The 25,342-nt window shown below is 70.5% G+C and carries 20 protein-coding genes; 8 read left to right on the plus strand and 12 right to left on the minus strand.

Annotated features, from left to right (window positions below):
• Nucleotides 1-64: 64 nt before the first annotated feature.
• From KALB_RS35125 to KALB_RS35150, 6 genes are all read right to left on the minus strand, one after another.
• On the minus strand, nucleotides 65-478 hold the full coding sequence (locus tag KALB_RS35125) for a helix-turn-helix domain-containing protein (protein ID WP_025360357.1): 414 nt from the start codon (nucleotides 476-478) through the stop codon (nucleotides 65-67).
• 166 nt (nucleotides 479-644) lie between these two features.
• Nucleotides 645-1,139 (minus strand): CinA family protein, encoded by a 495-nt coding sequence (locus tag KALB_RS35130; RefSeq protein WP_025360358.1) that lies wholly within the window; start codon nucleotides 1,137-1,139, stop codon nucleotides 645-647.
• Nucleotides 1,136-1,792 carry a CDP-diacylglycerol--glycerol-3-phosphate 3-phosphatidyltransferase gene (gene pgsA, locus KALB_RS35135; RefSeq protein WP_025360359.1) on the minus strand — a complete coding sequence of 219 codons (657 nt, stop codon included), beginning with the start codon at nucleotides 1,790-1,792 and terminating at the stop codon, nucleotides 1,136-1,138. The genes KALB_RS35130 and pgsA overlap by 4 nt, the downstream gene beginning before the upstream one ends.
• A gap of 73 nt (nucleotides 1,793-1,865) precedes the next feature.
• A complete protein-coding gene (gene rimO / locus KALB_RS35140; protein WP_025360360.1) occupies nucleotides 1,866-3,299 on the minus strand; it encodes a 30S ribosomal protein S12 methylthiotransferase RimO in 1,434 nt (477 codons plus the stop codon).
• 31 nt (nucleotides 3,300-3,330) lie between these two features.
• Nucleotides 3,331-3,822, minus strand: coding sequence for an RloB family protein (locus tag KALB_RS35145; protein ID WP_420811841.1), 492 nt, complete (start codon nucleotides 3,820-3,822; stop codon nucleotides 3,331-3,333).
• A gap of 46 nt (nucleotides 3,823-3,868) precedes the next feature.
• The gene (locus tag KALB_RS35150; protein ID WP_051913436.1) at nucleotides 3,869-5,227 is read right to left on the minus strand and encodes an AAA family ATPase; all 1,359 of its coding nucleotides are present in this window, start codon (nucleotides 5,225-5,227) and stop codon (nucleotides 3,869-3,871) included.
• Nucleotides 5,228-5,367: 140 nt separating this feature from the next.
• Between KALB_RS35150 and KALB_RS35155 the strand changes: the two genes are divergently transcribed.
• Entirely contained in the window at nucleotides 5,368-5,808 is a 441-nt protein-coding gene (locus KALB_RS35155; RefSeq protein ID WP_025360363.1) for a hypothetical protein, read from the plus strand.
• 231 nt (nucleotides 5,809-6,039) lie between these two features.
• Here the strand turns inward: KALB_RS35155 and KALB_RS35160 are convergent, their stop codons facing one another.
• A complete protein-coding gene (locus KALB_RS35160) occupies nucleotides 6,040-9,228 on the minus strand; it encodes a S8 family serine peptidase (RefSeq protein WP_025360364.1) in 3,189 nt (1,062 codons plus the stop codon).
• A 229-nt stretch (nucleotides 9,229-9,457) separates the two neighbouring features.
• Nucleotides 9,458-14,746 (minus strand): AAA family ATPase, encoded by a 5,289-nt coding sequence (locus tag KALB_RS44570; protein ID WP_025360365.1) that lies wholly within the window; start codon nucleotides 14,744-14,746, stop codon nucleotides 9,458-9,460.
• Between the two features lie 85 nt (nucleotides 14,747-14,831).
• On the opposite strand from KALB_RS44570, the gene KALB_RS47190 reads away from it, so the two are divergent.
• The 6 genes from KALB_RS47190 to KALB_RS35195 all read left to right on the plus strand — a co-directional run bounded on the left by KALB_RS47190 (nucleotide 14,832) and on the right by KALB_RS35195 (nucleotide 19,341).
• Nucleotides 14,832-15,338: an amino-acid N-acetyltransferase gene (locus KALB_RS47190; RefSeq protein ID WP_236650088.1), complete on the plus strand. Its 507-nt coding sequence runs from the start codon at nucleotides 14,832-14,834 to the stop codon at nucleotides 15,336-15,338.
• A 61-nt stretch (nucleotides 15,339-15,399) separates the two neighbouring features.
• Nucleotides 15,400-16,224 (plus strand): MerR family transcriptional regulator, encoded by an 825-nt coding sequence (locus tag KALB_RS35175; protein WP_025360367.1) that lies wholly within the window; start codon nucleotides 15,400-15,402, stop codon nucleotides 16,222-16,224.
• A complete protein-coding gene (locus tag KALB_RS35180) occupies nucleotides 16,221-16,982 on the plus strand; it encodes a TOMM precursor leader peptide-binding protein (protein ID WP_025360368.1) in 762 nt (253 codons plus the stop codon). Before KALB_RS35175 ends, KALB_RS35180 begins: the two co-directional genes overlap by 4 nt.
• Nucleotides 16,979-17,479 (plus strand): hypothetical protein, encoded by a 501-nt coding sequence (locus KALB_RS47195; RefSeq protein ID WP_025360369.1) that lies wholly within the window; start codon nucleotides 16,979-16,981, stop codon nucleotides 17,477-17,479. The genes KALB_RS35180 and KALB_RS47195 overlap by 4 nt, the downstream gene beginning before the upstream one ends.
• Complete coding sequence (locus KALB_RS35190; RefSeq protein WP_025360370.1) at nucleotides 17,476-18,597, plus strand: YcaO-like family protein; 1,122 nt, start codon at nucleotides 17,476-17,478, stop codon at nucleotides 18,595-18,597. The genes KALB_RS47195 and KALB_RS35190 overlap by 4 nt, the downstream gene beginning before the upstream one ends.
• A gap of 3 nt (nucleotides 18,598-18,600) precedes the next feature.
• Nucleotides 18,601-19,341, plus strand: a complete 741-nt coding sequence (locus KALB_RS35195) for a nitroreductase family protein (protein WP_025360371.1) — start codon at nucleotides 18,601-18,603, stop codon at nucleotides 19,339-19,341.
• Here the strand turns inward: KALB_RS35195 and KALB_RS35200 are convergent.
• Both KALB_RS35200 and KALB_RS35205 read right to left on the minus strand, forming a co-directional pair.
• A complete protein-coding gene (locus tag KALB_RS35200; protein ID WP_025360372.1) occupies nucleotides 19,304-20,650 on the minus strand; it encodes a M1 family metallopeptidase in 1,347 nt (448 codons plus the stop codon). The genes KALB_RS35195 and KALB_RS35200 overlap by 38 nt on opposite strands.
• 105 nt (nucleotides 20,651-20,755) lie before the next feature.
• Entirely contained in the window at nucleotides 20,756-21,421 is a 666-nt protein-coding gene (locus KALB_RS35205) for an alpha/beta fold hydrolase (protein WP_025360373.1), read from the minus strand.
• Between the two features lie 166 nt (nucleotides 21,422-21,587).
• On the opposite strand from KALB_RS35205, the gene KALB_RS35210 reads away from it, so the two are divergent.
• Nucleotides 21,588-22,025, plus strand: a complete 438-nt coding sequence (locus tag KALB_RS35210) for a phospholipase (protein WP_030107857.1) — start codon at nucleotides 21,588-21,590, stop codon at nucleotides 22,023-22,025.
• On the opposite strand, the gene KALB_RS47200 is transcribed toward KALB_RS35210, so the two are convergent.
• Nucleotides 22,022-22,669: a hypothetical protein gene (locus tag KALB_RS47200; protein ID WP_148309779.1), complete on the minus strand. Its 648-nt coding sequence runs from the start codon at nucleotides 22,667-22,669 to the stop codon at nucleotides 22,022-22,024. The two genes, KALB_RS35210 and KALB_RS47200, sit on opposite strands and share 4 nt — an antisense overlap.
• 194 nt (nucleotides 22,670-22,863) lie before the next feature.
• On the minus strand, nucleotides 22,864-25,287 hold the full coding sequence (locus KALB_RS35220) for an FtsK/SpoIIIE family DNA translocase (RefSeq protein ID WP_042221127.1): 2,424 nt from the start codon (nucleotides 25,285-25,287) through the stop codon (nucleotides 22,864-22,866).
• Nucleotides 25,288-25,342 lie beyond the last annotated feature (55 nt).

Below are 25,342 nucleotides of genomic sequence, written 5' to 3' on the forward strand. Positions count from 1 at the left end.
GAACCCCGGATCCGATCGGATACCGATCGTGTCCGGGGTCTCACTCGCAGTTCTCCGGGCGGCCTCAGGCCGCGACGACCACCTCGCCGTGCGGCGGCGCGATGGAACTGGACAGCCTGGTGGTGAGCACCGGTTGCAGCCGGATGTCGCTGAGCTGGTCGCCCACCAGGCCCGGGAGCAGGCGTCCGCCCTCGACCCCTCGGGCCTCGGCGTCCACGCCGGTCTTGTCCCTGGTGACGGCGTCCACCGCGCTCATGTCGGAGGCCACGGTGTGCAGCAGGTCCGCGAGTGGCAGCTCCAGCGCCTCGCAGATGGCGGCCAGCAGCTCGCTGGATGCCTCCTTGCGCCCGCGTTCCACCTCGGACAGATAGCCCAGGCTGACCCGTGCGGCGCGGGAGACCTCACGCAGCGTGCGGTGTTGGGTGGTGCGGGTGTGACGAAGCCGATCGCCGATCGCCTCGCGCAGCAGCACGGTCATCGCGCGCCTCCTTCCGGCCGGGCCCGTACCGACCACGTTACCCAGCCAGCCCCCGGACTGGCATCGAGTTCACGCCTCGTACGCCCAAGGCGAACGAGTGAATCACCAGGCTTGTTCCCGTTCACCCGGTCACCGTCAATGATCGACCAGGTCTCCTGCGGGCGCATCACGGCACGCCGGAGTGAAGATCACCGCTGGTGACAGCGTTGAGCAACGATTCAAGCGCGGCTCGCACACTGGCTGCTCGCACGGCCTGCCGGTCACCGGTCAGCCCCAGTTCGGTCACCTCGGCGACACCTGGCCCGGCCAGTCCCAAGTAGACCGTTCCGGGGGACACCCCGTCCTGCGGATCGGGCCCGGCGACCCCGGTCAGGCCCAGGCCCCAGGTCGCACCGCAGCGGTCCCGCGCCCCGATCGCCAGTTGGACGGCCACCTGCGGGTGCACCGCCCCGTGCGCGGCGAGCAGGCCCGGGTCCACCCCGGCGAGCGTGGCCTTCAGCTCCGTGGCGTACACGACCAGCCCACCGCGCAGCACGGCGCTGGCCCCCGGCACCGCGGCCAGCTCGGCGCTGAGCAGGCCCGCCGTCAGCGACTCGGCCGTGGCCACCGTCTGGTGCCGCGCCCGCAACTCGGCCACCAGCCGGGCGGTGAGCGAGGTCACGGCGAGCCCGCGACGGCACGTCGGCCGCGAGCCCGCAGCCGGATCGCCCGCACCGCGTAGTCCACGCCGGTGACCACGGTGAGCAGCAACGCGGCGCCCATCGTCACCCAGCGGATGAAGTACAGCTGGGGCGGCAGCGGCAGCAGATAGAAGCCGATGGCCAGGATCTGCAGCAGGGTCTTGGCCTTGCCGCCGCGACTGGCCGGGATGACCCCGTGCCGGATCACCCAGAAGCGCAGCAGTGTGACAGCGATCTCGCGGGCCGCGATCACGATCGTGACCCACCAGCCCAGCTCGCCCAGCATGGACAGGCCGACCAGGGCGGCCCCGGTCAGCGCCTTGTCCGCGATCGGGTCGGCGATCTTGCCGAAGTCGGTGACCAGCCCGTGCCGCCGGGCCAGGTCCCCGTCGATGCGGTCGGTGATCGAGGCCAGCGCGAACAGGGCGAAGGCCACGAACCGCCAGAACAGGTCGGTGCCACCGCCCGCGAACAGGGCCAGCAGGAAGAACGGCACGATCACCAGGCGGCTCACGGTCAGCGCGTTGGCGATGTTGAGCACCGGCACCGGGGTCGGCTCGGGCACCGGCCGCAACGGTGGCGTCCGGTCCTCCTCGGGCGGGCCTGTGTCCCCCGCGCTGGCCGCGGTACTCATCGCCGCGCCTCGCTGGCGCTCGGCGCAGCGCTTCGCGCGGGCCCTGTGCCTGATGACTCGCTCGCGCGCTCGCTCATTGCGGGAGGCTCCTGGGCAGCACCTCGATCGGGCGGACCACCAGGTCCACGCCCTCGCTGTCGGTGACCTCGCAGCGCACCAGGTCGCCGACGGCCAGGCCCTCGGCCGCCAGCACCACGCACTCGCCGTCCACCTCGGGCGCCTGGTGGGCCGCGCGGCCGGTGCAGTCGAAGTCCTCGTCCTCGGCGCTCTCGATCAGCACGGTGACCTCGGTGCCGATCCGGTCCTCGGCGCGCTGCGCGGTGAGCTGCTCGACCAGCGCGGAGACCCTGGCCACCCGCGCCGCGATCTCCTCGGCGTCCAGCTTGCCGTCCAGGCCCAGCGCCTCGGTGCCGTCCTCGTCGGAGTAGCCGAACACGCCGACCGCGTCCAGGCGGCCCTCGGTGAGGAAGCGCTCCAGCTCGGCCAGGTCCTGCTCGGTCTCGCCGGGGAAGCCCACGATGACGTTGGTGCGCACCCCCGCCTCGGGACTGAGCTCGCGGATCTGGGCGATCAGCGCCAGGAAGGAGTCGGTGGAGCCGAACCGGCGCATCCTGCGCAGCACGGCCTCGCTGGAGTGCTGGAAGGACAGGTCGAAGTAGTCGGCGACACCCGGCGTGGTCGCGATCGCCCTGACCAGGCCCGGCCGGGTCTCCGCGGGCTGTAGGTAGGACACCCGCACCCGGTCGATGCCCGGCACCTGGGCCAGCTGCGGCACCAGCTTCTCCAGCGCGCGCACGTCGCCGAGGTCCTTGCCGTACGAGGTGGAGTTCTCGCTGACCAGGAACAGCTCACGCACGCCCTGGGTGGCCAGCCACGCGGCCTCGGCCAGCACCTCCTCCGGCTTGCGCGAGACGAAGGAGCCGCGGAAGGACGGGATCGCGCAGAACGAGCAGCGCCGGTCGCAGCCGGAGGCGATCTTGAGCGGGGCCACCGGGGCGTTGTCCAGCCGGGTGCGCAGCACCTGCGGGCCCCAGGCCGTGCCGTGGCCGGGCAGCGCCACCTCCTGGGCGGCGGCCGGGCGGTGCACCGGGGTGATCGGCAGCAGCGTGCGCCGGTCCACCGGGGTGTGCGACTGCGGGGCGCGACCGGCCAGCACGTCGTCCAGCCGCTCGCCCAGCGCGGCGTAGTGGTCGAAGCCCAGCACCGCGTCGGCCTCCGGCAGGCTCTCCGCCAGCTCGGCGCCGTAGCGCTCGGCCAGGCAGCCCACCGCCACCACCTTCGCCCCGGTGTCGGCGGCGGCCAGCAGGGTGTCCACCGAGTCCTTCTTCGCCGACTCCACGAAGCCACAGGTGTTGACCAGCACCACGTCGGCCTCGCCCTGGTCGGCGTCGACCAGCTGCCAGCCGTCGGCGGTCAGGCGGCCGGCCATCTCCTCCGAGTCGACCTCGTTGCGGGCGCAACCGAGGGTGAGCAGGGCGACACGGCGGGACGTTGCGGGGGAAGACACGTACCTCAGGATATCCGCCGGACCGACAGGTTCAGTCCGGGAGCACGTTGAGGGCCAGTTTCCACACTCCCGTGGCGGGGTTGCCACCGCCATCGCGAGCCCGCGCCCGCTCGATCGCCCGCTCCACGCCAGCGTCGAACTGCGCGAAGGTGAGCCGGGTCTTGTCGTAACCGGGAACGTGCCTGCGCAAGATCGGCAGGACCTCGTCGTAGCAGCGGGCGGGCCGGTGGCAGTCCTGGAAGTGCAAGATCAACCAGTACTCGAAGCACGGGTCGGACACGGAGAGCTGGACACGGGTACCTCGCGCGGCCCGCACCGCGGCGGGGATATCGTACTCGTCAGTGTCGACGACACACCAGATCTCGTCGTAGCCATCGCCGACCTTGCACGTGTAGCGCACCAACTGGTCCGGAGCAACCCCCTTGCCGAGCACCTTCACTTTGACGGCCGGATTGCGCCGCGCCTGCTTGAGGCCATCGAAGTAGGCCGGTTCCGTGCCCACCGCGCCGCAGACAATCAGTATTCGACTGGCAGGTTCGCGGAACGGCGCCCTTCTGGCAGACGAGTTCTCACGACGCGACATTGCGCCCCAGCACGGCATCCGCGAATTCCCGGTCGGACAGCACCGGAACGGCCCCGTAGCTGCCGCCGAGATAACGCCGTTCGGTGTTCTCACCCTTGCGCGGATGGAAGTCGGTGAGCGGGAACAGGTTACTGGCCCCGTTCTGGCCCTTTTCCATGAACCAGACCTGATCCCTGGCGAGCACCTCCTCACCGAGCATGGTGCCCAGCAGTGAGGTGTCGTGCGTGCTGAAGATCAGCTGCGCGCGCCGGGGATTTGTCTCCGGATCGCGGAACAGCCGCACGAGCTGGGCGGTCAGCTTTGGGTGCAGGCTGGTGTCGATCTCATCCACAACCAGGGTTCGAGCCGTGTCCAGCGCGGTGAGGACCACCGGTAGCAGGCGCAGCCAGGACCGCGTGCCGTCGGACTCGTCATCGAAATCGAACAGCTCGCCGCCACTGTTGTGCATGAACCTGATTTGCGCCGGACAGTCTCGTGCACGGTCCGCGGCAAGCCGAAGTCGACGGGTCACATGAAGAAGCTCAGTCTCCAGGGCCTCGAGCCGAGATTTCCCTCTTCCCTGTCGCCCAATTCCTTTATCGGCAAGCTGCGAAAGCAGATTTTCTCTTTCACTCTTCATGCGAGCCCTGATAGTTTCCAGCTCAGCCATCTCTTGCCTCAGCCCAGAATCATCCTCAACCAGAACATCGGAGATTCCCACGTCAGCGACACGAACCAGCTCAATAAATCGAGCACTTCCCGCGGGCGACGACCGCAGGAAGTCCACCACCCTTCGAAGGTCGTACGACGACGGACGAGTTCGGAATCCCAACGCATCAGCGAAACAACGGTAAACCGGCATCAACTGATCAATGTTGGACTGCGCAGCCAGGCTGAGAAACAGCGCGTTGGGGCGCATGAGCCCACGCAACAGCTCCAGCCTCGTCGCCAACTCCGGCACCGTGGTGCCGACCTTGATCTCGTCGTTCTCACGCTCGAACAAGATCCGTTTGCGCTTCTCCGGGTAGCTGTACAGCCACTCCTCCAGCACCCGATCGTCATCGACGGCGAAGCCGTAGGTGTAGCGGACTCCCTCGGTCAGCAACTCGACCACGAACAGGGATGGCTCGTCAGCGGCGGCCGGATCAAGCTTGAACGGCTTGCGCGGCACGCCGCCGTCCGGCGCCCAACGACCGAACGAGTCGCGCACCGCGAGCGCCATGAACCGCAGCGCGTCCAGCAGGTTCGACTTGCCCGACGCGTTCGCACCGTAGACCGCTGCGACTGTGACCGCTGGTTCCTCGTCATGGTAGGCGGGTAGCAGAACCAACTCCTGCTCGCGCCGGATTGATCTGTGGTTCGACACCCGGAAGCTTCGTAGCACCTGACACCTCCCTGAGGACAGCTACAGCCTTCCACTTGCAAGTAAATCGCGAAATCCCCCGTCAAGCATCCAGATGCAACCAAACAGGTTACGAGGGACGTCTCACCACCATGGACAGGGTTGTGACAGGCAGGGCCGCGGCGGTGCTGTGCGGGCTGGTCGTGGCCGGGGTGCTGACCGGGTGCGGCGGGGAGACGGCCCGGCCGGTCGCGCAGACCACGACCACCGAGACGACCCAGCCGACCGGGACGACCACGGGGCCGTCGACGACCACCGGCACGGCAGCACACGAGCTGACCGGCCACGCCAAGGAGCTGGTGGACAAGGCCCGCCAGCAGGGGCGCAAGACGGTGGTGCTGCTGATCGCCGCGGAGCCCGGGCACACCCAGGAGGTGGCCGACGCGCTGCCGAAGCTCGGCGTGACGGTGCACGCGGCGGACGCGAGCGTGAGCTACGTGCGTGCGACGGCGCCGCTGGACGTGGTGCCGCAGGTGGCGGCCATGGCGGGCGTGCAGAAGCTGGACGTGGACGAGGAGCTGGGCAACGCCGACCCCACGCCCTGAGGGAGATGTCATGAAGGTGCCGTTCACGACGTTGGACGTCGTGAACGGCACCTTCATGACATGGCGCGGGGCGGACCGGAGCGGGACTCACGGATCCCTGGCCGGGACTCGCGCGCACCACGACGGGACTCGCGCCCCGGTGGGCGGGACTCACGCACCACAGAACGGGACCCGCCCGCACCGGAGCGGGACTCGCGGGCCGGACGCCCGCGAGTCCCGTTTCGGGGTTGATCAGCTGACGGACTGCACCACGACGGTGCCCCGGCCGACGGCCGAGTCGTCGGCGGTCAGCACGGTCAGTTCACCGCGCAGCACGCGGCCCTCGCCGGGGTTGGCGTTGGCCGTGACCACCCCGGGCACCGTCCACGAGCTGCCCGAGAGCCGGTTCGCGTTGGCGTCGGTGACCTCGACCTTGCCCAGGGCGCTGGACACGTAGGTGTCGAGGTAGTCGTAGGCGGTGCTGCCGGTCGGCACGGCGTAGCCGTCGACCTGCACCCGCCACAGCCCGGCCGCCGGGTTGGCGATCGTCACCTGCTCCTCGGCGGTGGACCCGGCGCTCTGGCCGACCGCAACGCAGGTGCCGCTGGTGCAGTTCAGCACGGTCAGGTCCAGGTCGGCACCGGTGTCGGCCGGGTTGCCGATCTTGGCCGTGAGCGAGCTGGCCCCGGCGGGCACGGTCAGGTCGAAGGTCTGCGAGGCCCCGGCGGCGATGCTGGGCCGCGCGGACTTGGCGCTGCCCAGCGGGCCGCCGACCAGTCGGCCGGAGAAGCCGCCGAGGGTGTTGGCGACGGTGTAGCCGCGGTTCACCGGCTGACCCAGCGGGGCCGAGGCGATGGTGTCCGGGTTGGGGCTGACGCTGGTGCCCAGCACGGAGGCGGTCAGCGTGTACGGGGCCGAGGCCACGTCGGAGGTGCGCCGCGCCTCCACCACGATCTCCCACACGCCCGGCTGCGGGTTGACCACCGTGCGGCTGGTCGGCGTGCCACCGGCACATCCGGCGCCCGCGTCGGGGTTGTAGCAGTTGGTGGACGTGTTGGAGTCCAGCGGCACACCGGTCGGGTCGTTGCGGATGAAGCGCAGCTGGCCCTTGCCGGGGTCACCGCCGCCGACCAGGTCGACCTTCAGCGCGCTGGCGCCCGCGGGCACCCGCACGAACAGGCTCCTGGTCTGGTTGCGGGCGACCTCGCCCTTGCTGCTGACCGAGTAGCCGTTGGCCGCGGTGAAGTCCTGGGCGGCGAACACGGCGTTCATCGTCTCCAGGTCGATGCCCTCGGTGTCCGGGTTGTCGATCAGCATCAGCGCCGAGTGCGCGCCCGCGGTGCGCGGCCTGACCTGCACGGTGAACGTGGTCGGCTTGTTCAGCGGCAGCATGACGTGGCCGTCGGAGTCGAAGGTGCCGTCGTTGCCGACCCAGTCGATCTCGTAGCGCACCGGCTTGTCCGCACCGGTCTTGCGGGTCAGGGTGTACGTCCTGGTGTACGCCTTGCCCACGGTGACGCCCTCACGGTCGTGGATGCCGGTGCCGACGCCCGGGGTGGCCAGCAGCCCGGACAGCACGGTGTTGACCGGCACGGAGGCGGTGACCGTCTCCGGGTTCGGGCCGTCCTGCAGCGCGCGGAAGGCCTTGCGCACGTTGAACAGACCCGCGCCCTGCTCGTAGGCGCCCAGGGACGGGATGAAGTCCGCCGTGGACTTGATCGCGTTGCGCAGGGCGGCGACGTTGGGCCGCTGGCCGTTGTGCGTGGCCTTGTAGCCGCTGATCAGCAGTGCGGCGGCGCCGGTGGCCTGCGGGGAGGCCATCGAGGTGCCGTTGAACATGGCGAAGCCGGGGGCCAGCTCGTAGGTGCCCGCCACGGGACCACCGGGCTGCCACGGCGGGATGGTGGAGATGGCCGAGCCGGGGGCGATGATGTCCGGCTTGAAGCCGCCGTCCTCACGCGGGCCGCGCGAGGAGAACGGGTGCAGGGCCTGCTTGGCGGCCGACTCGGAGCCGTAGTTGCTCAGCCAGGTCTGCTTGGTGATGGAGGAGCCCACGCTGATCGCGTCGGTGGCCACCGAGGGGTCGCCGACGGTGTTGGCGCCCGCGCCGCTGTTGCCCGCGGAGATGAACACCGGCACGTTGTACTCGGCGATCACGCGGTTGTAGAGCTCGGCGCGGGTGTTGTTGCCGTCGTTGAGGGCGGGCAGGCCGCCGATGGAGATGTTGATCGCGTCGGCCCCGTTGCGGGCCGCGTAGAGCAGGCCGTCGATCAGGCCGCTGGCGGTGCACGAGGAGGAGGTCAGGCAGACCTTGACCGCCATCAGCTTCGCGCCGGGCGCGGCACCGGACAGGCCGCCTCCGAACAGCGAGTTGCCCGCGACGATGCCGGACACGTGGGTGCCGTGCGCGGCACCGGCCACGCCGATGTTGACGTAGGCCGTGCCCCCGTTGTCGTAGACGGACTTGTCGGTCTGCACGACGAAGGCGACCTGCTCGTGCACCGGGGTGGCCGGGTTGTCGGTGCCGAAGTGACCGACGTCCCGCTTCACCTTGAAGTCGATCATCGGGGCGTCGTTGGTGAAGTCCCCGTCCCCGTTGGTGTCGACCCGCACCTCCTTGGTGGTGACGTCCTGGAGCACGCCGAAGGAGTCGGTGCGGTCACCGTCGCGGTTGAGGTCGCCGCCGACCTCGCTGCTGGCCTGGCCGAGGTCCTGGGCGGTCTCGGAGAGCAGGCCGAAGCTGTACGGGCCGCCCTTGGCCGGAGCGGTCCACTCCCTGCCACTGGCGGTGAACTTGCCGGTGTAGCGCGACTTCGACATCGGCACCCAGAGCCCGTCACCGGAGTTGGTGGCGTTGGCGTCGTACCAGTCGACGATCTTGTTCTCCCCGGTGCTGGTCTTGGCCAGCGAGGGCGTGTCCAGGTCGATGCCGGAGTCCAGGATCGCCACCGTGGTGCCGCGGCCGTCGTAGCGCGGGTTGGCCTCGCTGAACTGGGCGGCACCGGTGTCCCCGGTGGGCATGTACGGGTTGACCCTGGGCGTGGTCTTGTCCGGGGCCTTCTGCGGCGCCGGGGCCGAGGAGCCCTCTGGGCGCGGGTTGTCCAGCTGGACCAGCCCGTCCACGTCCACGACCTTGACGGCGTCCAGCTTGGCGGCCTGCTCGGCCTTGTCCCTGGGCACGGACACCTTGAGGTAGTCCACGTCCTTGGCCGTCGACTCGACGACCCCGCCCAGCGAGCGCAGTTGCGCGGCGGCGGAGTCGGAGCGGCCCTTCTCGGCGGCCACCAGCAGGGTCACGTTCGGCTTGCCCGCGCGCTCGGCCTCGGCGACCAGCTCGCGGTCGTGCTTGTCCAACTGCTTGGGGGCCTTGGCGGTGGCCGAGGGCGGCTCAACGGCCGCCGCGGCGGGCGCGGCCAGACCCAGGGTGCCGACTCCCAGCATCGCTGCCAGGAGCACGGCGCCGGATCTGCGGCGCGGGTTCGGGTGACGATCGGTCACGATGGGGATCCCTTCCTGGGGAGGATGGAAGGAAGCACACCCTTCGGACACGACCGTCGCAATCGGACAGTAGGACTAGTCGGCGCCGATCGTCGTGAACTGTTCGGCCGAATTCGGACCCAGGCCCCGTTCCACCCGTAACGGAACGGGGCCGCGGCGCGCTATAGCGCCATCACGGCAGGTCGGAGGCGTGCAGGGTCTGCAACTCCTCATCGGGCAGTGCGTCCAGGTCCACCTCGGGACCGGCCAGCCGCACGGCCTGGCGGGCGATGGCGCGCTCCAGCAGACCGCGTGCGGAGCGCCCGTTGGCGAAGCCGGTGCCCCGGTCGATCGCGGCGACGGCGGCGGGCAGCGCGGCCACCAGGTCCTCGGCGAGCAGGTAGCCCTGGCCGGTGGCCATCACCTGGAAGATCCGGGACAGCTCCTCGTCGGAGTAGTCCGGGAAGTGCACGGTGGCCCCGAACCGGGACCGCAGACCCGAGTTGGCGTCCAGGAAGCGGTCCATGTCCGCCGGGTAGCCCGCCGCGATCACCATCAGGTCATCGCGGTGGTTCTCCATCTGCACCAACAACTCCGCCACCGCCTCGGCGCCGAAGTCGTTGCCGTACTCCTGCACCAGGTTGTACGCCTCGTCGATGAACAGCACCCCGCCGAGCGCCTGCTCGGCAACTGCCCGGGTCTTCGGCGCGGTCTGCCCGATGTACTCCCCCACCAGGTCTGGCCGCCCGGTCTCGACCAGGTGGCCGGAGGACAGCACGCCCAGTTCCCGGTAGATCTGCGCGATCAGCCGGGCCACCGTCGTCTTGGCCGTACCGGGATTGCCCGTGAAGACCAGGTGCCTGCTGCGCGCGGAGACCTTCAGCCCGGCGCTGCGGCGGCGCGCGTCCACCCGCGTCTCGGCCACCAGCGTGCGGACCTGCTCCTTGACCGGCTCCAGACCGACCATCGCCTCCAGCTCGGCGAGTAGCTCGGCCAGTCCACGGGCCTTGCCCCCGTCGCCCTGCGCGACCCCGCTGTCCTGCGGCGAGGGCAGGTCGGCGGCCACCAACTCGTTGAGCGCGGCCGGATCCAGGTCCGGCGTACCCGCCAACCGCTGCGACTGCACGTTGATCGTGGCCTCCAGCAACTGCCGCGCCGAACGCCCGTTGGCGAAACCCCGGCCCCGTGGGATGCGGGTGACCCGGTTGGGCAGCTCGGCGAGCAGGTCGGGCGCCAGCGAGTAGCCCTGACCGGTGGCCATGACCTGGAAGATCCGGGACAGCTCATCGTTGGAGTAGTCCGGAAACTCCACCCGGTTCGCGAACCGCGAGCGCAGACCCGGGTTCGCCTCCATGAACTCGTCCATCAACTTCGGGTAGCCCGCCACGATGACCAGCAGGTCCCCGCGCCGGTTCTCCATCTGCACCAACAGTTCCGTGACGGCCTCCTGGCCGGAACTGTCCTCAGACCCCTGCACGAGGTTGTACGCCTCATCGATGAACAGCACCCCACCGAAGGCCCGGTCGACCAGTTCGCGGGTCTTCGGCGCGGTCGAACCCGCGTACTGGCCGATGAAATCGGTGCGCCCGGTCTCGACCAGGTGGCCGGAGGACAGCACACCCAGCTCCTGGTAGATCTGCGCGATCAACCGGGCCACGGTTGTCTTCGCGGTGCCTGGATTTCCGGTGAAGACGAGGTGCCTGCTGCGCTCCGGGATCCGCATCCCGGCGGCACGGCGTTGGGCGTCGATCTCCATCTCCGCGGTCATCGCCCGCACCCGCTGCTTGACCGGCTCCAGGCCGATCATGCCGTCCAGCTCCGCCAGCAGGGTCGGCAGGTCCTTGCGCTTGCCACCATCCCCTTGCGCCACACCGCTTTCCTCCGGCGCGGGCAGGTCGGCGGCCACCAACTCGTTGAGCGCGGCCGGATCCAGGTCCGGCGTGCCCGCCAGCCGCTGCGACTGGAGGTTGATCGTGGCCTCCAGCAGCTGCCTGGCCGAACGCCCGTTGGCGAAACCCCGGCCCCGTGGGATCAGCCGAACCCGGTGTGCCAGTTGGGAAACCAGCTCCTGATCCAGGGTGTAGCCCTGACCGGTGGCCATGATCTGGAAGATCCGGGACAGCTCATCGTTGCTGTAGTCCGGGAACTCGACGCGGTTGGCGAACCGGGAGCGCAGGCCGGGGTTGGCCTCCATGAACTCGTCCATCAACTTCGGGTACCCGGCGACGATCACGAGCAGGTCGTCGCGCCGGTTCTCCATCTGCACCAACAGTTCCGTGACGGCCTCCTGGCCGGAACTGTCCTCAGGCCCCTGCACGAGGTTGTACGCCTCATCGATGAACAGCACCCCACCGTACGCGCGGTCCAGCAGTTCGCGGGTCTTCGGCGCGGTCGAACCCGCGTACTGGCCGACGAAGTCCGTGCGGCTGGACTCGACCAAATGGCCGGAGGACAGCACACCCAGCTCACGGTAGATCTGCGCGATCAACCGGGCCACCGTCGTCTTGGCCGTACCGGGATTGCCCGTGAACACCAGGTGCCTGGTGCGTTCGGGCACCTTCATGCCCGCCGACCGGCGCTGCGAGTCCACCTCCATCTCGGCGGCCATCGCCCGCACCCGCTGCTTGACCGGCGCCAGACCGATCATGCCGTCCAACTCGGCAAGCAGGGTCGGCAGGTCCTTGCGCTTGCCACCATCCCCTTGCCCCACGCCGATGTCCTCCGGCTCGGGCAGGTCGGCGACGAGGAGTTGGCTCAACTGGGCCGCGTTCACGTCCGCGAGCGTGGCGAGCCGCTCGGACTGGCGCGAGATCGTGCCTTCCAGCAGCTGCCGCGCCGAACGCCCGTTGGCAAAACCCCGGCCCCGTGGGATGAGCCGAACCCGGTGCGGCAGTTGGGAAACCAGCTCCTGGTCCAGGGTGTAGCCCTGGGACTTGGCGATCACCTGGAAGATCCGGGACAGCTCCTCGTTGGAGTAGTCCGGGAACTCCACCCGGTTCGCGAACCGGGACCGCAGGCCGGGATTGGCCTCCATGAACTCGTCCATCAACTTCGGGTAGCCCGCCACGATGACGACCAGGTCCTCGCGGTGGTTCTCCATCTGCACCAGCAGTTCCGCGACCGCCTCGGTGCCGAAGTCGGCGCTCTCGCTGTAGTCCTGCACGAGGTTGTACGCCTCGTCGATGAACAGGATGCCGCCCAGCGCGTCCTCGCAGACCTTCCTGGTCTTGATCGGGGTCTGCCCGAGATACCCGGCGACCAGGTCCGAACGCTGCACCTCGACCACGTGCCCGGAGGTGACCACACCCAGTTCCCGGTAGATCTCGCCGATCAGCCGGGCCACGGTGGTCTTGGCCGTACCGGGATTGCCCGTGAACACCAGGTGCCTGCTGCGCGCGGACAGCTTGAGCCCGGACTCGCGGCGCTTGCGGTCCACGTCCATCTCGGCGACCATCGCCCGCACCCGGCGCTTGACCGGCTCCAGGCCGATCATGGCGTCCAGTTCGGCCAGCAGCTCGGGCAGTTCGCGCTGGCGGCCACCCTCGCCCATGCGCACACCGGTGTCGGCGGGCGCGGGCAGGTCCTCGGCGAGCAGCGTGTTCAGCTGGGCCGGGCTGGAGTTGGGCGTGGCGGCCAGCCGGGCGGACTGGCGGCCGATGCTGGCCTCCAGCAGCTGGCGGGCCGAGCGGCCGTTGGCGAAACCCTTGCCCCGGCTGATCCGCGAGATGCGCCTGGGCAGCGCGGCGACCAGCTCCGGCGCGAGCGTGTAGCCCTGGGACTTGGCCATCAGCGCGAAGATGCGGGCCAGTTCCTCGTTGCTGTAGTCCGGGAACTCGATCCTGGTCTGGAACCGCGAGCGCAGGCCGGGGTTGGAGTCCAGGAAGGTGCTCATCTCCCTCGGGTAGCCCGCCATGATCACGATCAGGTCGTCCCGGTGGTTCTCCATCTGCACCAGGACCTCGGCCACCGCCTCCTGGCCGAAGTCGCCCTCGCTCTGCTCCTGCACGAGGTTGTACGCCTCGTCCACGAACAGCACCCCTCCGTGCGCCTGTTGCACCAGTTTGCGGGTCTTGGTGGAGGTCTCGCCGATGTACTCCCCCACCAGGTCGGCGCGACCGCACTCGACGAGTTGCCCGCCCTCCAGCACGCCCAGCTCCCGGTAGATCTCCGCGAGCAGCCGGGCCACCGTGGTCTTGGCCGTACCGGGGTTGCCGGTGAACAACAGGTGCCTGCTGCGCTGCGGGATCGGCAGCCCCGCGGCCTTGCGCCGGGAGTCCACCTCCAGCTCGGCGACCAGGTTGCGCACCTGCTGCTTGACCGAGTCCAGGCCGACCATCGCGTCCAGTTCGGCCAGCAGCTGGGCCGGGGACTTGCGGCCCGCGTCCGCCGCGGCGGCCTGGTGCAGCGCGGCCAGGTCCGGCATGTCCACGTACAGGGCGTGCGGGGCACCGCCGCGCATGATGGCGCCCTGGCAGGCCGTCTCGACCAGCGCCTCGACCCGCCGTGCCCCCGCGGTGGAGCGGTGCGCCCTGCCCTTGAGCACCAGGTCGACCAGTCCGAACCGGGCCTGCGGGCTGACGGTGGCCCGCCGCTCGGCGGCCAGCACGTCCACCAGGGCCTCCACCGCGGCGGGCCGGGTCAGGTCGGGCAGGCGGTACACCAGCGCGCGCTGCACCACGGCGGGCGCGGCCTTGCTCAGCGCCTGGTAGAACGCCTCGGTCCCGGCCAGGGCGAGCACCCAGCACTTGGTCTGGTTGTGCGCGACCTCCACGAACAGGTCGAACAGGGCACCCGCGCTGGACACGTCGCCGACCAGCGAGTCCATGTCCTCGATCAGGTAGACCATGGGCTGGCAGTCGTCCGCCTCGCGCACGTTCACCCGCATCTGCGCGTCCACCGTGCGGTCGTTCTGCTTGGCGTCGGCCATGACCTCGGTCGCGGTCTCGGACCAGTGCGTGTCGTTGGAGAGCACCTTGCTCGGCAGCAGGGCGTCGTGCAGCCCCTTGGCCAGCCGGTTCTGCCCGGTGTGCTGCGGGCCGATCAGCAGCACCAGCGGGTTGGCCTGGCCGTTGCCGCTGCCGGAGTGCCGCACCCCGTCCGCCCAGGAGATCACCCGCGAGGCCCGCTGGAGGAAGGCCGAGACGGGTTCGCTGGTGGCCACGAAGCGGCGGCCGTCGGCCAGCGCCTCCACCACGGCCTGCCCGGCCGGGATCACAGGTGTGGGTTGCGACACGGGCTGCTGCTGCACGGGCTGTTGGGGCTGCACCGGTTGCTGCGGCTGCGCGGGGCGGGCCGAGGCGCGGAACGCGGGGTCGGCGGGCGGCGCGAGGGGCTGCCACTGGCCGCTGCCCCGCCACCACAACCAGGGCTGACCTGGGCGCAGGGCCCACCAGGCGCCGTCAGGGGTGGTGAGCATCGTCTCTCTGCCCAGCGCGGCCTGGCGCTCGGCCTCGGCGAACGGATCCCACCCCGGGCCGGTCATGGATCCCCCTCCTGCTGCTGGCTCAGATCCACTTCGCAGGATACGGCCCCCGCCGCGAGGCCGTGGGCGGTCTAAGTTGGTCCCCGTGGGAGCGGGTGTGTCGGTGCGCCGGGCGCGCATCGCCGACGTGCGGGAGATCAAGGCACTGGTCGACCAGTACGCGGGCAAGGTGCTGCTGACCAAGCAGCTGGTGACGTTGTACGAGTCGGTGCAGGAGTTCTGGGTCGCCGAGTCGGACGGGGTGCTGCTGGGCTGCGGCGCGCTGCACGTGCTGTGGGAGGACCTGGCGGAGATCCGCACGGTCGCGGTGGACCCGCTGGCACTGGGCAGGGGCGTGGGCGGCGCGATCGTGGGCAAGCTGATCGAGGAAGCCAGGGAACTGGGGCTGGCTCGCATCTTCGTGCTGACCTTCGAGACCTCCTTCTTCCGCGGGCACGGGTTCGTGGAGATCGACGGGACCCCGGTGTCCACCGAGGTGTACGAGGAGATGCGCCGGTCCTTCGACGAGGGCGTCGCGGAGTTCCTGGACCTGCCCTACGTCAAGCCGAACACCCTGGGCAACACGCGCATGCTGCTGGAGCTCAAGCCGTAACTCTTCGAGTAAATACTAGAAGAGTCTTGACTCGCCTAGTCGAGGCGAGCAGTATCGGCCTGTGTCCGTCGAACTGAGCGTCGAGGAGCTGGCCGGCCGCGTGGGCGTGCCGACCAGCACCGTGCGCATGTACCAGACCAAGGGGCTGCTGCACCCGCCGCGCAAGGTCGGCCGCACCGCGCGTTACGACAGCTCGCACCTGCAACGCATGGTGCTCGTGCAACGCCTCCAGGAGCGCGGCTTCTCGCTGCCCTCGATCGCCGAGCTGATCGCCGCCCGCGAGCAGGGCGCCACCGTGGCCGAGGTGCTCGGCCTCAGCGGCGGCCCCGAGGACTGGGTGCCGCTGGGCCTGCGCGAACTGCGCCGACTGGTCAAGGCCCGCGACCTGCGGCCCAAGCTGTTGCGCCGGGCCAGCAAGCTCGGGCTGATCCGCTGGCGGGCGGGCCGCCCGCAGACCCGGCGCTGGGCCCTGGAGAGCGGGCTGCGCCTGTGCGAGCTGGACATGCCACCGGAGGAGGTGCTGGACCAGTTCGTGCGGCTGCGCGCGGGCACCGACCAGATCGCCGCCGACTTCGTGGCCGTGTTCGAGCGCAGGCTGTGGCCCCAGGTGGCCGCGGGCAGCAACCAGGCCGACCAGCTCGGCCGGGTCCGCGCCCTGCTGGAGGAGCTGACCGGCATCGCCGAGGGCGTGGTGGTCGGCGCGCTGCGGCAGTCGGTGCGCGAGGCCGCCGAGGAGTTCGCCCGGCGGCACGAACTGGTGCCGGCGCAGGGCGAGGGCCCGGCGTGGCTGAGCCAGCCGGTGCCGGTGCTGCGCGAGCACCTCACCGACTCCGCCGAGGAGGACCCGGACATCGAGCGGTTCCTCGCCGAGGAGGAGCACCAATGACCACGCTGGTGGCCGATCAGCGGTGGCGGGTGCGGTCCGCACCAGAGGGGGCCGTGCTGTCGGCCGGTGCCGACCTGTCCTACCTGCTGCCCGAGCTGACCGCCGCCGAAGCCGCACTGCTGGCCGATTTCTTCGAGCCGTCACCAGGGGGGACGACCCGGAAGATCGACCCGCGGCGCGTGCCGGACGCGGTGCGCCAGGTGTTGCCGCAACTGCGGACCCTGGGCGCACTGCGTCCGGCCGACCTGCCCACCGGGCCCCGGTTGCGCACCGGGCTGCGCTGGGCCGGTGTGGAACTGCCGGAGTTCCCGTCCACTGTGGACGAAGACCCCGACCTGGTTGTCGTGGTGCGCACCACCGGGACCTGGCGCCAGGTCGCACGGATCGCCGACGAGCTGACCGTCCCGCACCTGCTGCTGGACCTGTCCTACCACCACCGCGCCTCGATCGGCCCGCTCGTCGTGCCGGGGGCCAGCGCCTGCCTGGCCTGCCTCGCCGTGCGGGTCGGCTGGCGCTGGGGCGACGAGCAGCCGCCCGCCCGTCCCCGCGCCACCGAGGACCTGACCTTTCCCGCCGCGCTCGTGCGGCACGCCGTGCGCCGCATCGGCGAGGGCTCGCTCGCGCTGCTGGAGCGGATCGTCAGCTACGACCTGGACGAGCTCACCAGCACCGCCGAGCAGGTGCTGCCCTCGGCCAACTGCCCGGTGTGCCCGCACCAGCCCGTCGGCCGGACAAGACTGCCCTGGGAGAAGCCATGACCACGCTCGTCCGGTTGCCCGACCAGTTCACCCCCGGCGGGGTCGCCGTGGAAACCGCCGCCACACCGACCTGTTGCTGCTGCTGTTGCGTGGCTTCCGTGGCCGCCGTCGCCACCGCGCTGCCCGCCGGGCTGGCACAGGACGTACGGACCACGGGAGAGCGGATCAGCCCAGTGATCGCCATGGTCCCGTTGGGCGGCCTGGGCATCGCACTGGCCCCGCTCCTCGCGATGATCTCCGGCAGCCGCGCGATCCCCGGGTTCTGGGCGTGGCAGGTACTGGCCTTCGCGCTGGCGGGGATCTTCGTCTACGGGGTGAGCCGCGCGGTCGGGTCGCCCAGGCCGTGGCGGTCAGTGCTGCGGCTGTCGATGCTGGCGCCTTTGGCGGTGCTGGAGATGATGGTCGTCTTCTCCGCCGGGATCCTGTGGGCCGGGTTCCTGCTCGCCCCACTGATGATCATCGCTGTGATCGCCTTCTACGGCTTGGACAAGTCGTGAGGACCGCCTCCGCCACACTGCTGGAGCGTGCCGTCGGCTGGCGGCAGGGTGTGGTCCGCCAACTGCACGAGGTGCCGACCACACCCGCTGACGTGCCGGTCGGCAACTGGGCGGCGATCAGCGACTACGGCACCTCGGGCGGCGCGGGCTCGGGCGGACGGCTCGCGGCGCTGGCCGAGGCGTTGGAACGGCACGCGGCGGCGAGCTGCCCACTGGAGTCGCAGACCCCGCCCGCGGGCGCCGAGGTCTGGGACTTCTCCTTGCGCACCAAGGACTACACGCAGGTGTGGACGCTGCCGGGCAACGAGCCGGTCTGGGTGCCCACCGGGCTGGTCGGACTGAGCCCCGAGTTCGGCATGCAGGCGACCTCCTCCGGGTTGGCCGCCGCACCGTCCACCGAACACGCCCTGTTGCGCGCGTTGCAGGAACTCGTGGAACGGGACGCCTTCACCGTGACCTGGCTGCACGGCGTGGCGGCGCGGCGGGTCGAGACGCCCGAGGAGCTGGCCCGCCCGGTTGCCGAGCTGGGCGGCGAGATCACCGTGTTCGACCTGACCCCGGCCTACAGCCCGCACCCGGTCGCGGCCGTGGCGGGCACCCTGCCCATCGCCGGTCGACCGCGGCCGACCCTGGGGCTGGCGTGCCGCGGCGACTGGGGCGAGGCGGTGCGCAAGGCGTGGCTGGAGTGGTGCCAGGGCACGGTTTTCGTGTCGGTGTGGAGCGCCGAGCACGCCGAGCTGGCGCTGAGCCCCGAGCAGGTCACCGACTTCGAGCGACACGCCGGGTACTACTGGAGCCACCTGGACCAGTGGCGCCGACTGCCGCTGTGGGGCGGGCCGCTCGTGACACCAAGCCCTTCATGTCGCGACGACCTCACCACACTCGTGTCCACTTTGGACGCGAACGGGGTGCGCGCGGCATACCGGGAGCTGACCACGCCGGAGCTGTCGGCCCTGGGGCTGCGCGCGGTCCGCGTACTCAGCCCGGACCTCACCCCGCTGCACTCCGACCACCGCAGGCCCTGGCTCGGCGGGCGGACCGGCGACCTGATGTGGCGCTACCCGTGGGCGCGCACGGCGAGGGCGTACCCGAACCCCAACCCGCACCCGCTGGGCTGAGGCGTGAACGCGTACGAGGAGTTCTGGGCCGCGAGCCGGTTGACCAGGCTCACCCAGCGGCGGCTGGTGGAGCAGCTCGCCGAATACCGCCCCAGGCCCGCGCTGGTCGACCGGCTGTCCGTGGGCGGCGCACCACTGCGGCTGCCCCAGTCGCGGGACTGGTTGCGGCGCCTGCACTTGCGCCGCCGCAGCGAGCAGGGCTTCGGCGCACGGCCCATGTCCGCGCGCGACCTCGGTGCGGTACTGGGTGTGCTGGCGGCAGGCCCGGACGGCCGCCGCGGCTACCCCTCGGCGGGCGGGCTGTACCCGGTGCGGTGCTACCCGCTGCTGCTCAACGTGGCGCACCCGCTCGCGGGGCGGGTCACCCGCTACGAGCCGGTGGCGCACGCCGTGCAGGACGTGGCGCCCTGCCCGTCCTGGACCGAGCTCGCCGCGCTGCTGGGGGCCGTGCCCGGGGAGCAGGCCCCCGGCGCGGTGCTGGCGTTCGTGCTCGACGACGCCGACCTGCTGGCGAAGTACGGGGTTCGCGGCGGGCGGTTCGGCCTGGTCGAGGTCGGCGCCGCCGCGCAGAGCGTGGGGCTGCGGCTGGCCTCGCGCGGCCTGGCGGGCTGCCTGCTCGGCGGCGCCGCCGACGCGGAACTGCTCGCCCTGCTGGGACTGTCGGGCAGGCAGTTGCGCGTCGGCGGGGTGCTGGTCTGCGGCCGGGCTAGCCGAGGATCCGGTGCTGCGACCAGAACGAGCTGAGGTTGGTCGAGGTCTTGGCCTGGGCCGCCGCCTTGAACTCGGCGGTGGTGGAGATGCCGTACCAGTGCGACTGCGCGTACTCCTTGAGCAGCTGCGCCATGGTGGTCGAGCCCAGCAGCCGGTCCAGGTCGTGCAGCGCGCACTTGCCGTAGCCGTACACCACGGTCGGGTACCGGCCGGAGTGCTGGTCCCAGTAGGCCATCGGGTTGGTGATGTTCTCCGCCGAGGAGGACCAGGACACGCTGTTCCAGCAACCGGACCCGGTGCGGTTGAAGTACATGTCGGTGGCGTAGTCGGCGAACGCCTCGTCCAGCCACGGGGTGTTGTACTCGTCGTCGCCGACGATGCCGTACCACCACTGGTGCGCCAGCTCGTGCACCAGCGCCGTGCTGTTGATCGTCTCCAGGATGAAGCCCGGGTACTCCATGCCGCCGAACCAGAAGTTGTTGTCCAGCACCACGTCCACCTCACCGTACGGGTAGGCCCCGTACCTCGCGCCGTGCGAGTCCATCGCCTTGGCCGCCGTGCTCAACATAGACGCGGCGGTGCTGGTGCTGACCCCGCTGACCGCGTAGGTGTTGACCTTCACCCCGCTGGCCGAGGTGGTCGTCTGCTTGGCGAAGGGCCCGGCGCCCCAGGCGAATTCGCGCACCTTGCTCGCGGTGGCCGTGGTGATCGTGCGCCCGCTGGTGCCCGGCTTGTCGGTGGAGCTGCCGGTGGCCGGGATCAGCAGCGAGCTGGGGTGGTCCAGCACCACCGTGTAGTCGCTGGCGAGTTGGTAGAAGGCCTCCCCGTTGTTGGTGTACGGGTCCAGGTGCCAGCCCGCGCCGTCGCGCACGGCGAGCACCGGCAGCGCGTTGCCCACGAAGCTGTAGGCCCCGTCACGGCCGAACCGGTCGCTGGTGCCGGGCACCTTGATGGACAGGTCGAAACCCACGGTGGCCTGCGCGCCCTGGGCCAGCGGCGCGGGCAGGGTCACCTTCAGCGCGGTGCAGGCCACCTCCAGCGCGCCCGCCGTGCCGCCGGTGAGGTTGCTGACCGTGATCGGCGTGTTCGACGGGCAACTGCCGTGGTAGTTGTCCCACAGCCGCAGGTACACCTCGGTCAACGCCTGACCCGAGGCGTTGCTGAAGGTCACCGACTCCTTGCCGGTCCAGGTCGCCCCGGTGGAGTCGCTGCTCAGACTCACCGAGTAGGCCGCCTGGTACGGGGTGCGGACCGGGTCGGTGGCCGCCGAGGCGGTGACCGGGCCGGTGGTCACGAGCAGGGTCAGCGCGGTGAGCGCGCCGAAGAACGTTCGCCGTGGCATGCGGCGTCCCTTCTCCCATGCGCGGTGCCCGCAGGGTGGGCGCCGCAGGTCGGCACAGGATAGGCAGCCGCGGGGCCCCGTGACCCCGGCCGAAAGGAGGGAGTGCTACTCGGCGGCCTCCATCAGGATCTCGAGCAGGGCCTGCGGCGCCTCACCCACGATGTCGTGCCCCACCGGCAGGGTGTGCACGTTCCACGTGGGTTCCCGGCGCAGCCGCTCGTACAGCTCGGTGAACGGCGTGCCCCGCCAATCGGACAGGTAGATGAAGTCCTTGCGCCGGAAGCGGTCCAGCGAGCCGGTGAGCCGGATCAGTTGCAGGAACGAGGCCACCGGGTGCGGGGAGGCCCTCGGGTCCAGCGTCGGCGGTGGATCGACCGAGTGCCCGGTCGCCGCCGTGCCCGCCACGAACAGCTGCCGGAAGCCGTCCGTGGCCAGTTCCCAGCAGGACTCGCCGTCCCTCGGCACGTAGGCATCGCTGTAGACCAGGGCGTCCACTCGCTCCGGTAACCGGTCCGCCGCACCGGTGATCACCATTCCGCCGTAACTGTGCCCGCAGAGCACGGCGTTCTCGATCCGCTCGTGCTCCAGCAGGCTCACCACGTCCTGGATGTGCATGTCCAGGTTTGCCCCCGCGGCGAGGTGCCCGCGCTCGCCGATTCCGCTCAACGTCACCGAGTACGCCTGGTGGCCCTGCTCGCGCAGCCCCCGCGCGATCGGTTCGAAATACCACCCGCCGTGCCAGCCTCCTGGCACGAGCACGAACGTCGCCATCCCGGTTCCTCCCAGTTCCCACTGCACTTCGGACCGTAGCAACGACCCCTGACAAGTCCCGTTCCGCCGCGGAACAGGGGTGAAAAGTCATCGCGATAGGGGTGTTCAGCGCCGCGAACCGGTGGATATAACGGCGTTCACACCAATTCTTCCCAGGGGGAACACCATGAGTCACCGGACTGTCCGCGGCCTGCTCGGCGCCGCCCTCGTCTCCGCCTCGCTGCTGGTCGGCGCCGGTTTCGCACAGGCATCGCTGAGCCCGTCGCAATTGCAGGCCACCACGGACAGCTACCTGTTCCAGAACTCGCTCAGCTCCTTCATGTCCATCCGTTCCGGGCACCCCTACGCCGACCAGCTCGACTGGTCCACCGACGTGTGCTCGCACGTGCCCGACCGTCCCCTGGGCTACGACTTCTCCAACCCGTGCATCCGGCACGACTTCGGCTACCGCAACTACAAGAAGCAGGGCCGGTTCAACGCCACCACGAAGAAGTCCATCGACGACAACTTCCGCAACGACATGTACTCGGTGTGCGGCAGCAGCAAGCTGTGCCGCGGCACCGCCGACGTGTACTACTGGGGCGTGCGCAAGCTTGGCAGCTAGTCCGGGTCCACGACCACGTCGAAGCTCGGCGTGCTGGGCCGCTGCGGGGCGTCGACCTTCTCCAGGCCGAGCACGTAGCGCCCGGACGGCAGGTCACCGATCCGCTGGTACCGGCCCGTGTAGTTCGGGCCGGTACCGGTCCAGTACCCGGCTCCGTTGTTCTTGACGATGCGCCCGGCCGGGTCCACCACCCTCGGGTGCACCGCGGAGGGCTTCGCGCTGGTGAGTGTGAACCGCGCCCCCGCGTATGCCGAGGAGCCCGGCTTCCCGGTGAGCGTGAACGAGACGTACAGGGCGTGGAACGGAGACCCCGGCGTGAGCGGGTCGCAGCCGCTCAGCACGACCTTGGCGGTGATCACCCCCAGCTCCAGCGGGTGGCTGTAGGTGGTGTCCCCGCTGTGGCCCTGGCAGCTCACCGTGCGCGACCCGCTCGCCTTGGCCGAGCTCGTGCTCCTGCTGCTGCTGGTGGTCTTCGTCCCGAACACCGTGGTAGTGCTCTCCCTTGTGGGGCTTGGGCTTTCGGGGCTGTGACTTTCGGGGTTGGCGGTCACCGAGGCCGTCAACGCGCTCTGGGCGACCCCGCCCACCCCGCAGCCGCCCAGCAGCACCAGGCATCCCACCAGTGCTGTGCCCAGTCGGCTCATCCCGGCTCCCGTCCTCGCTGTGACGCGCTGAACTTCGGACAGGGTCACCGAGTTGTTAGCCAGGCTCAGCCGAATGAGCAGTGACGACGCACTGGCGCTCGGCCCCGCCGAGGCAGCACTGCTCGTGCTGATCCCGTTACGGGCAGAGCGCCGCTCTCGCCAGGACCGTGCGCACCGCGTTTGGCGCCGGTGCCCTACTCCTCGTCCCCGGAACCGCCCCCGTCGCCGCCGCGGATCGTGTAGAGCACGTTCTCCAACTCGTCCGGCTTGATCAGCACCTCGCGGGCCTTCGACCCCTCGGAGGGCCCGACGACGCCCCGGGTCTCCAGCAGGTCCATCAGGCGGCCCGCCTTGGCGAAGCCCACGCGCAGCTTGCGCTGCAGCATCGAGGTGGAGCCGAACTGGCTGGTCACGATCAGCTCGGTGGCCTGCAGCAGCAGGTCCAGGTCGTCGCCGATGTCGGCGTCGATCTCCTTCTTCTCGCCCGCCTTGGCCGAGGTGACGCCGTCGGTGTAGTCCGGCTGCGCCTGGTCCCTGGTGAACGCCACGATCTTGTTGATCTCGTCGTCACCGACGTAGGCGCCCTGGATGCGGACCGGCTTGCCCGCGCCCATCGGCAGGTACAGCCCGTCGCCCATGCCGATCAGCTTCTCGGCGCCGGGCTGGTCCAGGATGACCCGCGAGTCGGTCAGCGAGGAGGTGGCGAAGGCCAGCCGCGAGGGCACGTTGGTCTTGATCAGACCGGTGACCACGTCCACCGAGGGCCGCTGCGTGGCCAGCACCAGGTGGATGCCCGCGGCACGGGCCTTCTGCGTGATCCGCACGATGGCGTCCTCGACGTCGCGCGGGGCCGTCATCATCAGGTCGGCCAGCTCGTCCACGATGGCGAGGATGTACGGCCTGGGCCGGTACTCCCGCTCGCTGCCCGGCGGGGCGGTGATCTCCCCGGAGCGCACCTTGCGGTTGAAGTCGTCGATGTGCCGCACCCGGTTGACCTGCATGTCCTGGTAGCGCTGCTCCATCTCCTCCACCAGCCAGGCCAGCGCCGCTGCGGCCTTCTTCGGCTGGGTGATGATGGGCGTGATCAGGTGCGGGATGCCCTCGTACGGGGTGAGCTCGACCATCTTCGGGTCGATCAGGATCATCCTGCACTCGTCGGGCGTGGCCCTGGCCAGCAGGGACACCAGCATGGAGTTGACGAAGCTGGACTTACCGGAACCGGTGGAACCGGCCACCAGCAGGTGCGGCATCTTCGCCAGGTTCGCCGTGACGAACGCGCCCTCGATGTCCTTGCCCAGCCCCACCACCAGCGGGTGGGTGTCCTTGACCGTCTCCGGCGCGCGCAGCACGTCGCCCAGCCGCACCATCTCGCGGTCGCTGTTGGGCACCTCGATGCCCACCGCGGACTTGCCCGGGATCGGCGCGAGCAGGCGCACGTTGTCCGTGGCCGCCGCATAGGCGATGTTCTTCGTCAGCGCGGTGATCTTCTCGACCTTCACGCCGGGCCCGAGCTCCACCTCGTAGCGGGTCACCGTCGGGCCACGGGTGAAGCCGGTCACCTGGGCGTCGATGGAGAACTGCTCCAGCACGCCCGTGATCGCCTCGATCATGGATTCGTTGGCGCGGCTGCGGGTCTTGGGCGGGTCGCCGTCCTGCAGCACGTCCAGCGAGGGCAACTGGTAGTCGCCCTCCACGGTGCGCGTCGGGGCGGGCGGTGGCTTGGGCTTGCTCTTCTCCGGCGTGGGCTTGGCGGCACGCACCGGCGGCGCCGGCTCGTCCACCGGCAGTTCGAGCTGTTCGGCGGCGGAGGGCTCCTCGTCCATGCTGGCCTGGCGCCGGCGGGAGGGCCTGCGCAGCCGCACCGAGGACGGGTCCTTCTCCGTGATGTCCTCGTCGGCCGCCTTGCCCCTGCCGCTCCTCTTCTTGTTGCCGGTCTCCTCGGCCGGTTCCTCGGCCCGGTGACCGGTCACCAGGTCCCGCAGCCGGTTGGGCACCTCGCGGACCGGCGTGCCGGTCAGCAGCAGCAGGCCGTACACGGCGACCAGCGCGAGCAGCGGCACGGCCACCCACGCGGTGAGGCCCTGGGCCAGGAAGTTGCCCGCCATCCAGCCGATGGCGCCCCCGGCGTGGTCGCCCTCCGTGGGCGTGGGCGGCGCGCCCAGCAGCAGGTGCAGCAGCCCCAGCACGGCGAGCACGAACAGCGTCGCCCCGACGACGAGCCGCGGGCGGGTCTCCGGGGTCGGGTCGGTGCGCATCAGCACGATGCCGAAGCCGAGCAGGACCGCGGGCAGCACGAACGCGGCACTGCCGATGCAGGCGCGCACCGCGCTGTCCAGCCAGCCGCCGACCGGCCCGCCCGCGTGCCACCACACCCCGGCCGCCACCACGACGGCCAGCGCGATCAGCACCAGGGCCACGCCGTCCCTGCGGTGCGCGGGGTCCAGTTCCTTGGTACGCCCCACCGCGCGCGCGATGCCGCCGACTCCCCTGGCCAGCACGCCCCAGGTCTTGCGGACAGCTGTGCCGCCGGAGGCCGGTTTGCGCGCGGGTGCCTTGCCACGGGGCTTGGTGGTCCTCCCGCGGCTCGTGCTCCGTTTCGTCGTCGTCCGGCCAGCCATGCCCCATACGGTAGCCCCAGACACACCAGTCCCATTGGTCACGCGCTGAGGAGGG

This window comes from Kutzneria viridogrisea DSM 43870 (assembly GCF_000525635.1).
Lineage (GTDB): Bacteria > Actinomycetota > Actinomycetes > Mycobacteriales > Pseudonocardiaceae > Kutzneria > Kutzneria viridogrisea.

What these genes read in the sequence shown, in the direction of transcription:
- KALB_RS35160 (WP_025360364.1), bottom strand. Translation starts at nt 9,228, where the DNA reads ATGCTGGGAGTCGGCACCCTGGGTCTGGCCGCGCCCGCCGCGGCGGCC.
- KALB_RS35220 (WP_042221127.1), bottom strand. Translation starts at nt 25,287, where the DNA reads ATGGCTGGCCGGACGACGACGAAACGGAGCACGAGCCGCGGGAGGACC.
- KALB_RS47195 (WP_025360369.1), top strand. Translation starts at nt 16,979, where the DNA reads ATGACCACGCTCGTCCGGTTGCCCGACCAGTTCACCCCCGGCGGGGTC.
- KALB_RS35200 (WP_025360372.1), bottom strand. Translation starts at nt 20,650, where the DNA reads ATGCCACGGCGAACGTTCTTCGGCGCGCTCACCGCGCTGACCCTGCTC.
- KALB_RS35180 (WP_025360368.1), top strand. Translation starts at nt 16,221, where the DNA reads ATGACCACGCTGGTGGCCGATCAGCGGTGGCGGGTGCGGTCCGCACCA.
- KALB_RS44570 (WP_025360365.1), bottom strand. Translation starts at nt 14,746, where the DNA reads ATGACCGGCCCGGGGTGGGATCCGTTCGCCGAGGCCGAGCGCCAGGCC.
- KALB_RS35205 (WP_025360373.1), bottom strand. Translation starts at nt 21,421, where the DNA reads ATGGCGACGTTCGTGCTCGTGCCAGGAGGCTGGCACGGCGGGTGGTAT.
- KALB_RS35125 (WP_025360357.1), bottom strand. Translation starts at nt 478, where the DNA reads ATGACCGTGCTGCTGCGCGAGGCGATCGGCGATCGGCTTCGTCACACC.
- pgsA (WP_025360359.1), bottom strand. Translation starts at nt 1,792, where the DNA reads ATGAGTACCGCGGCCAGCGCGGGGGACACAGGCCCGCCCGAGGAGGAC.
- KALB_RS35210 (WP_030107857.1), top strand. Translation starts at nt 21,588, where the DNA reads ATGAGTCACCGGACTGTCCGCGGCCTGCTCGGCGCCGCCCTCGTCTCC.
- KALB_RS47200 (WP_148309779.1), bottom strand. Translation starts at nt 22,669, where the DNA reads ATGAGCCGACTGGGCACAGCACTGGTGGGATGCCTGGTGCTGCTGGGC.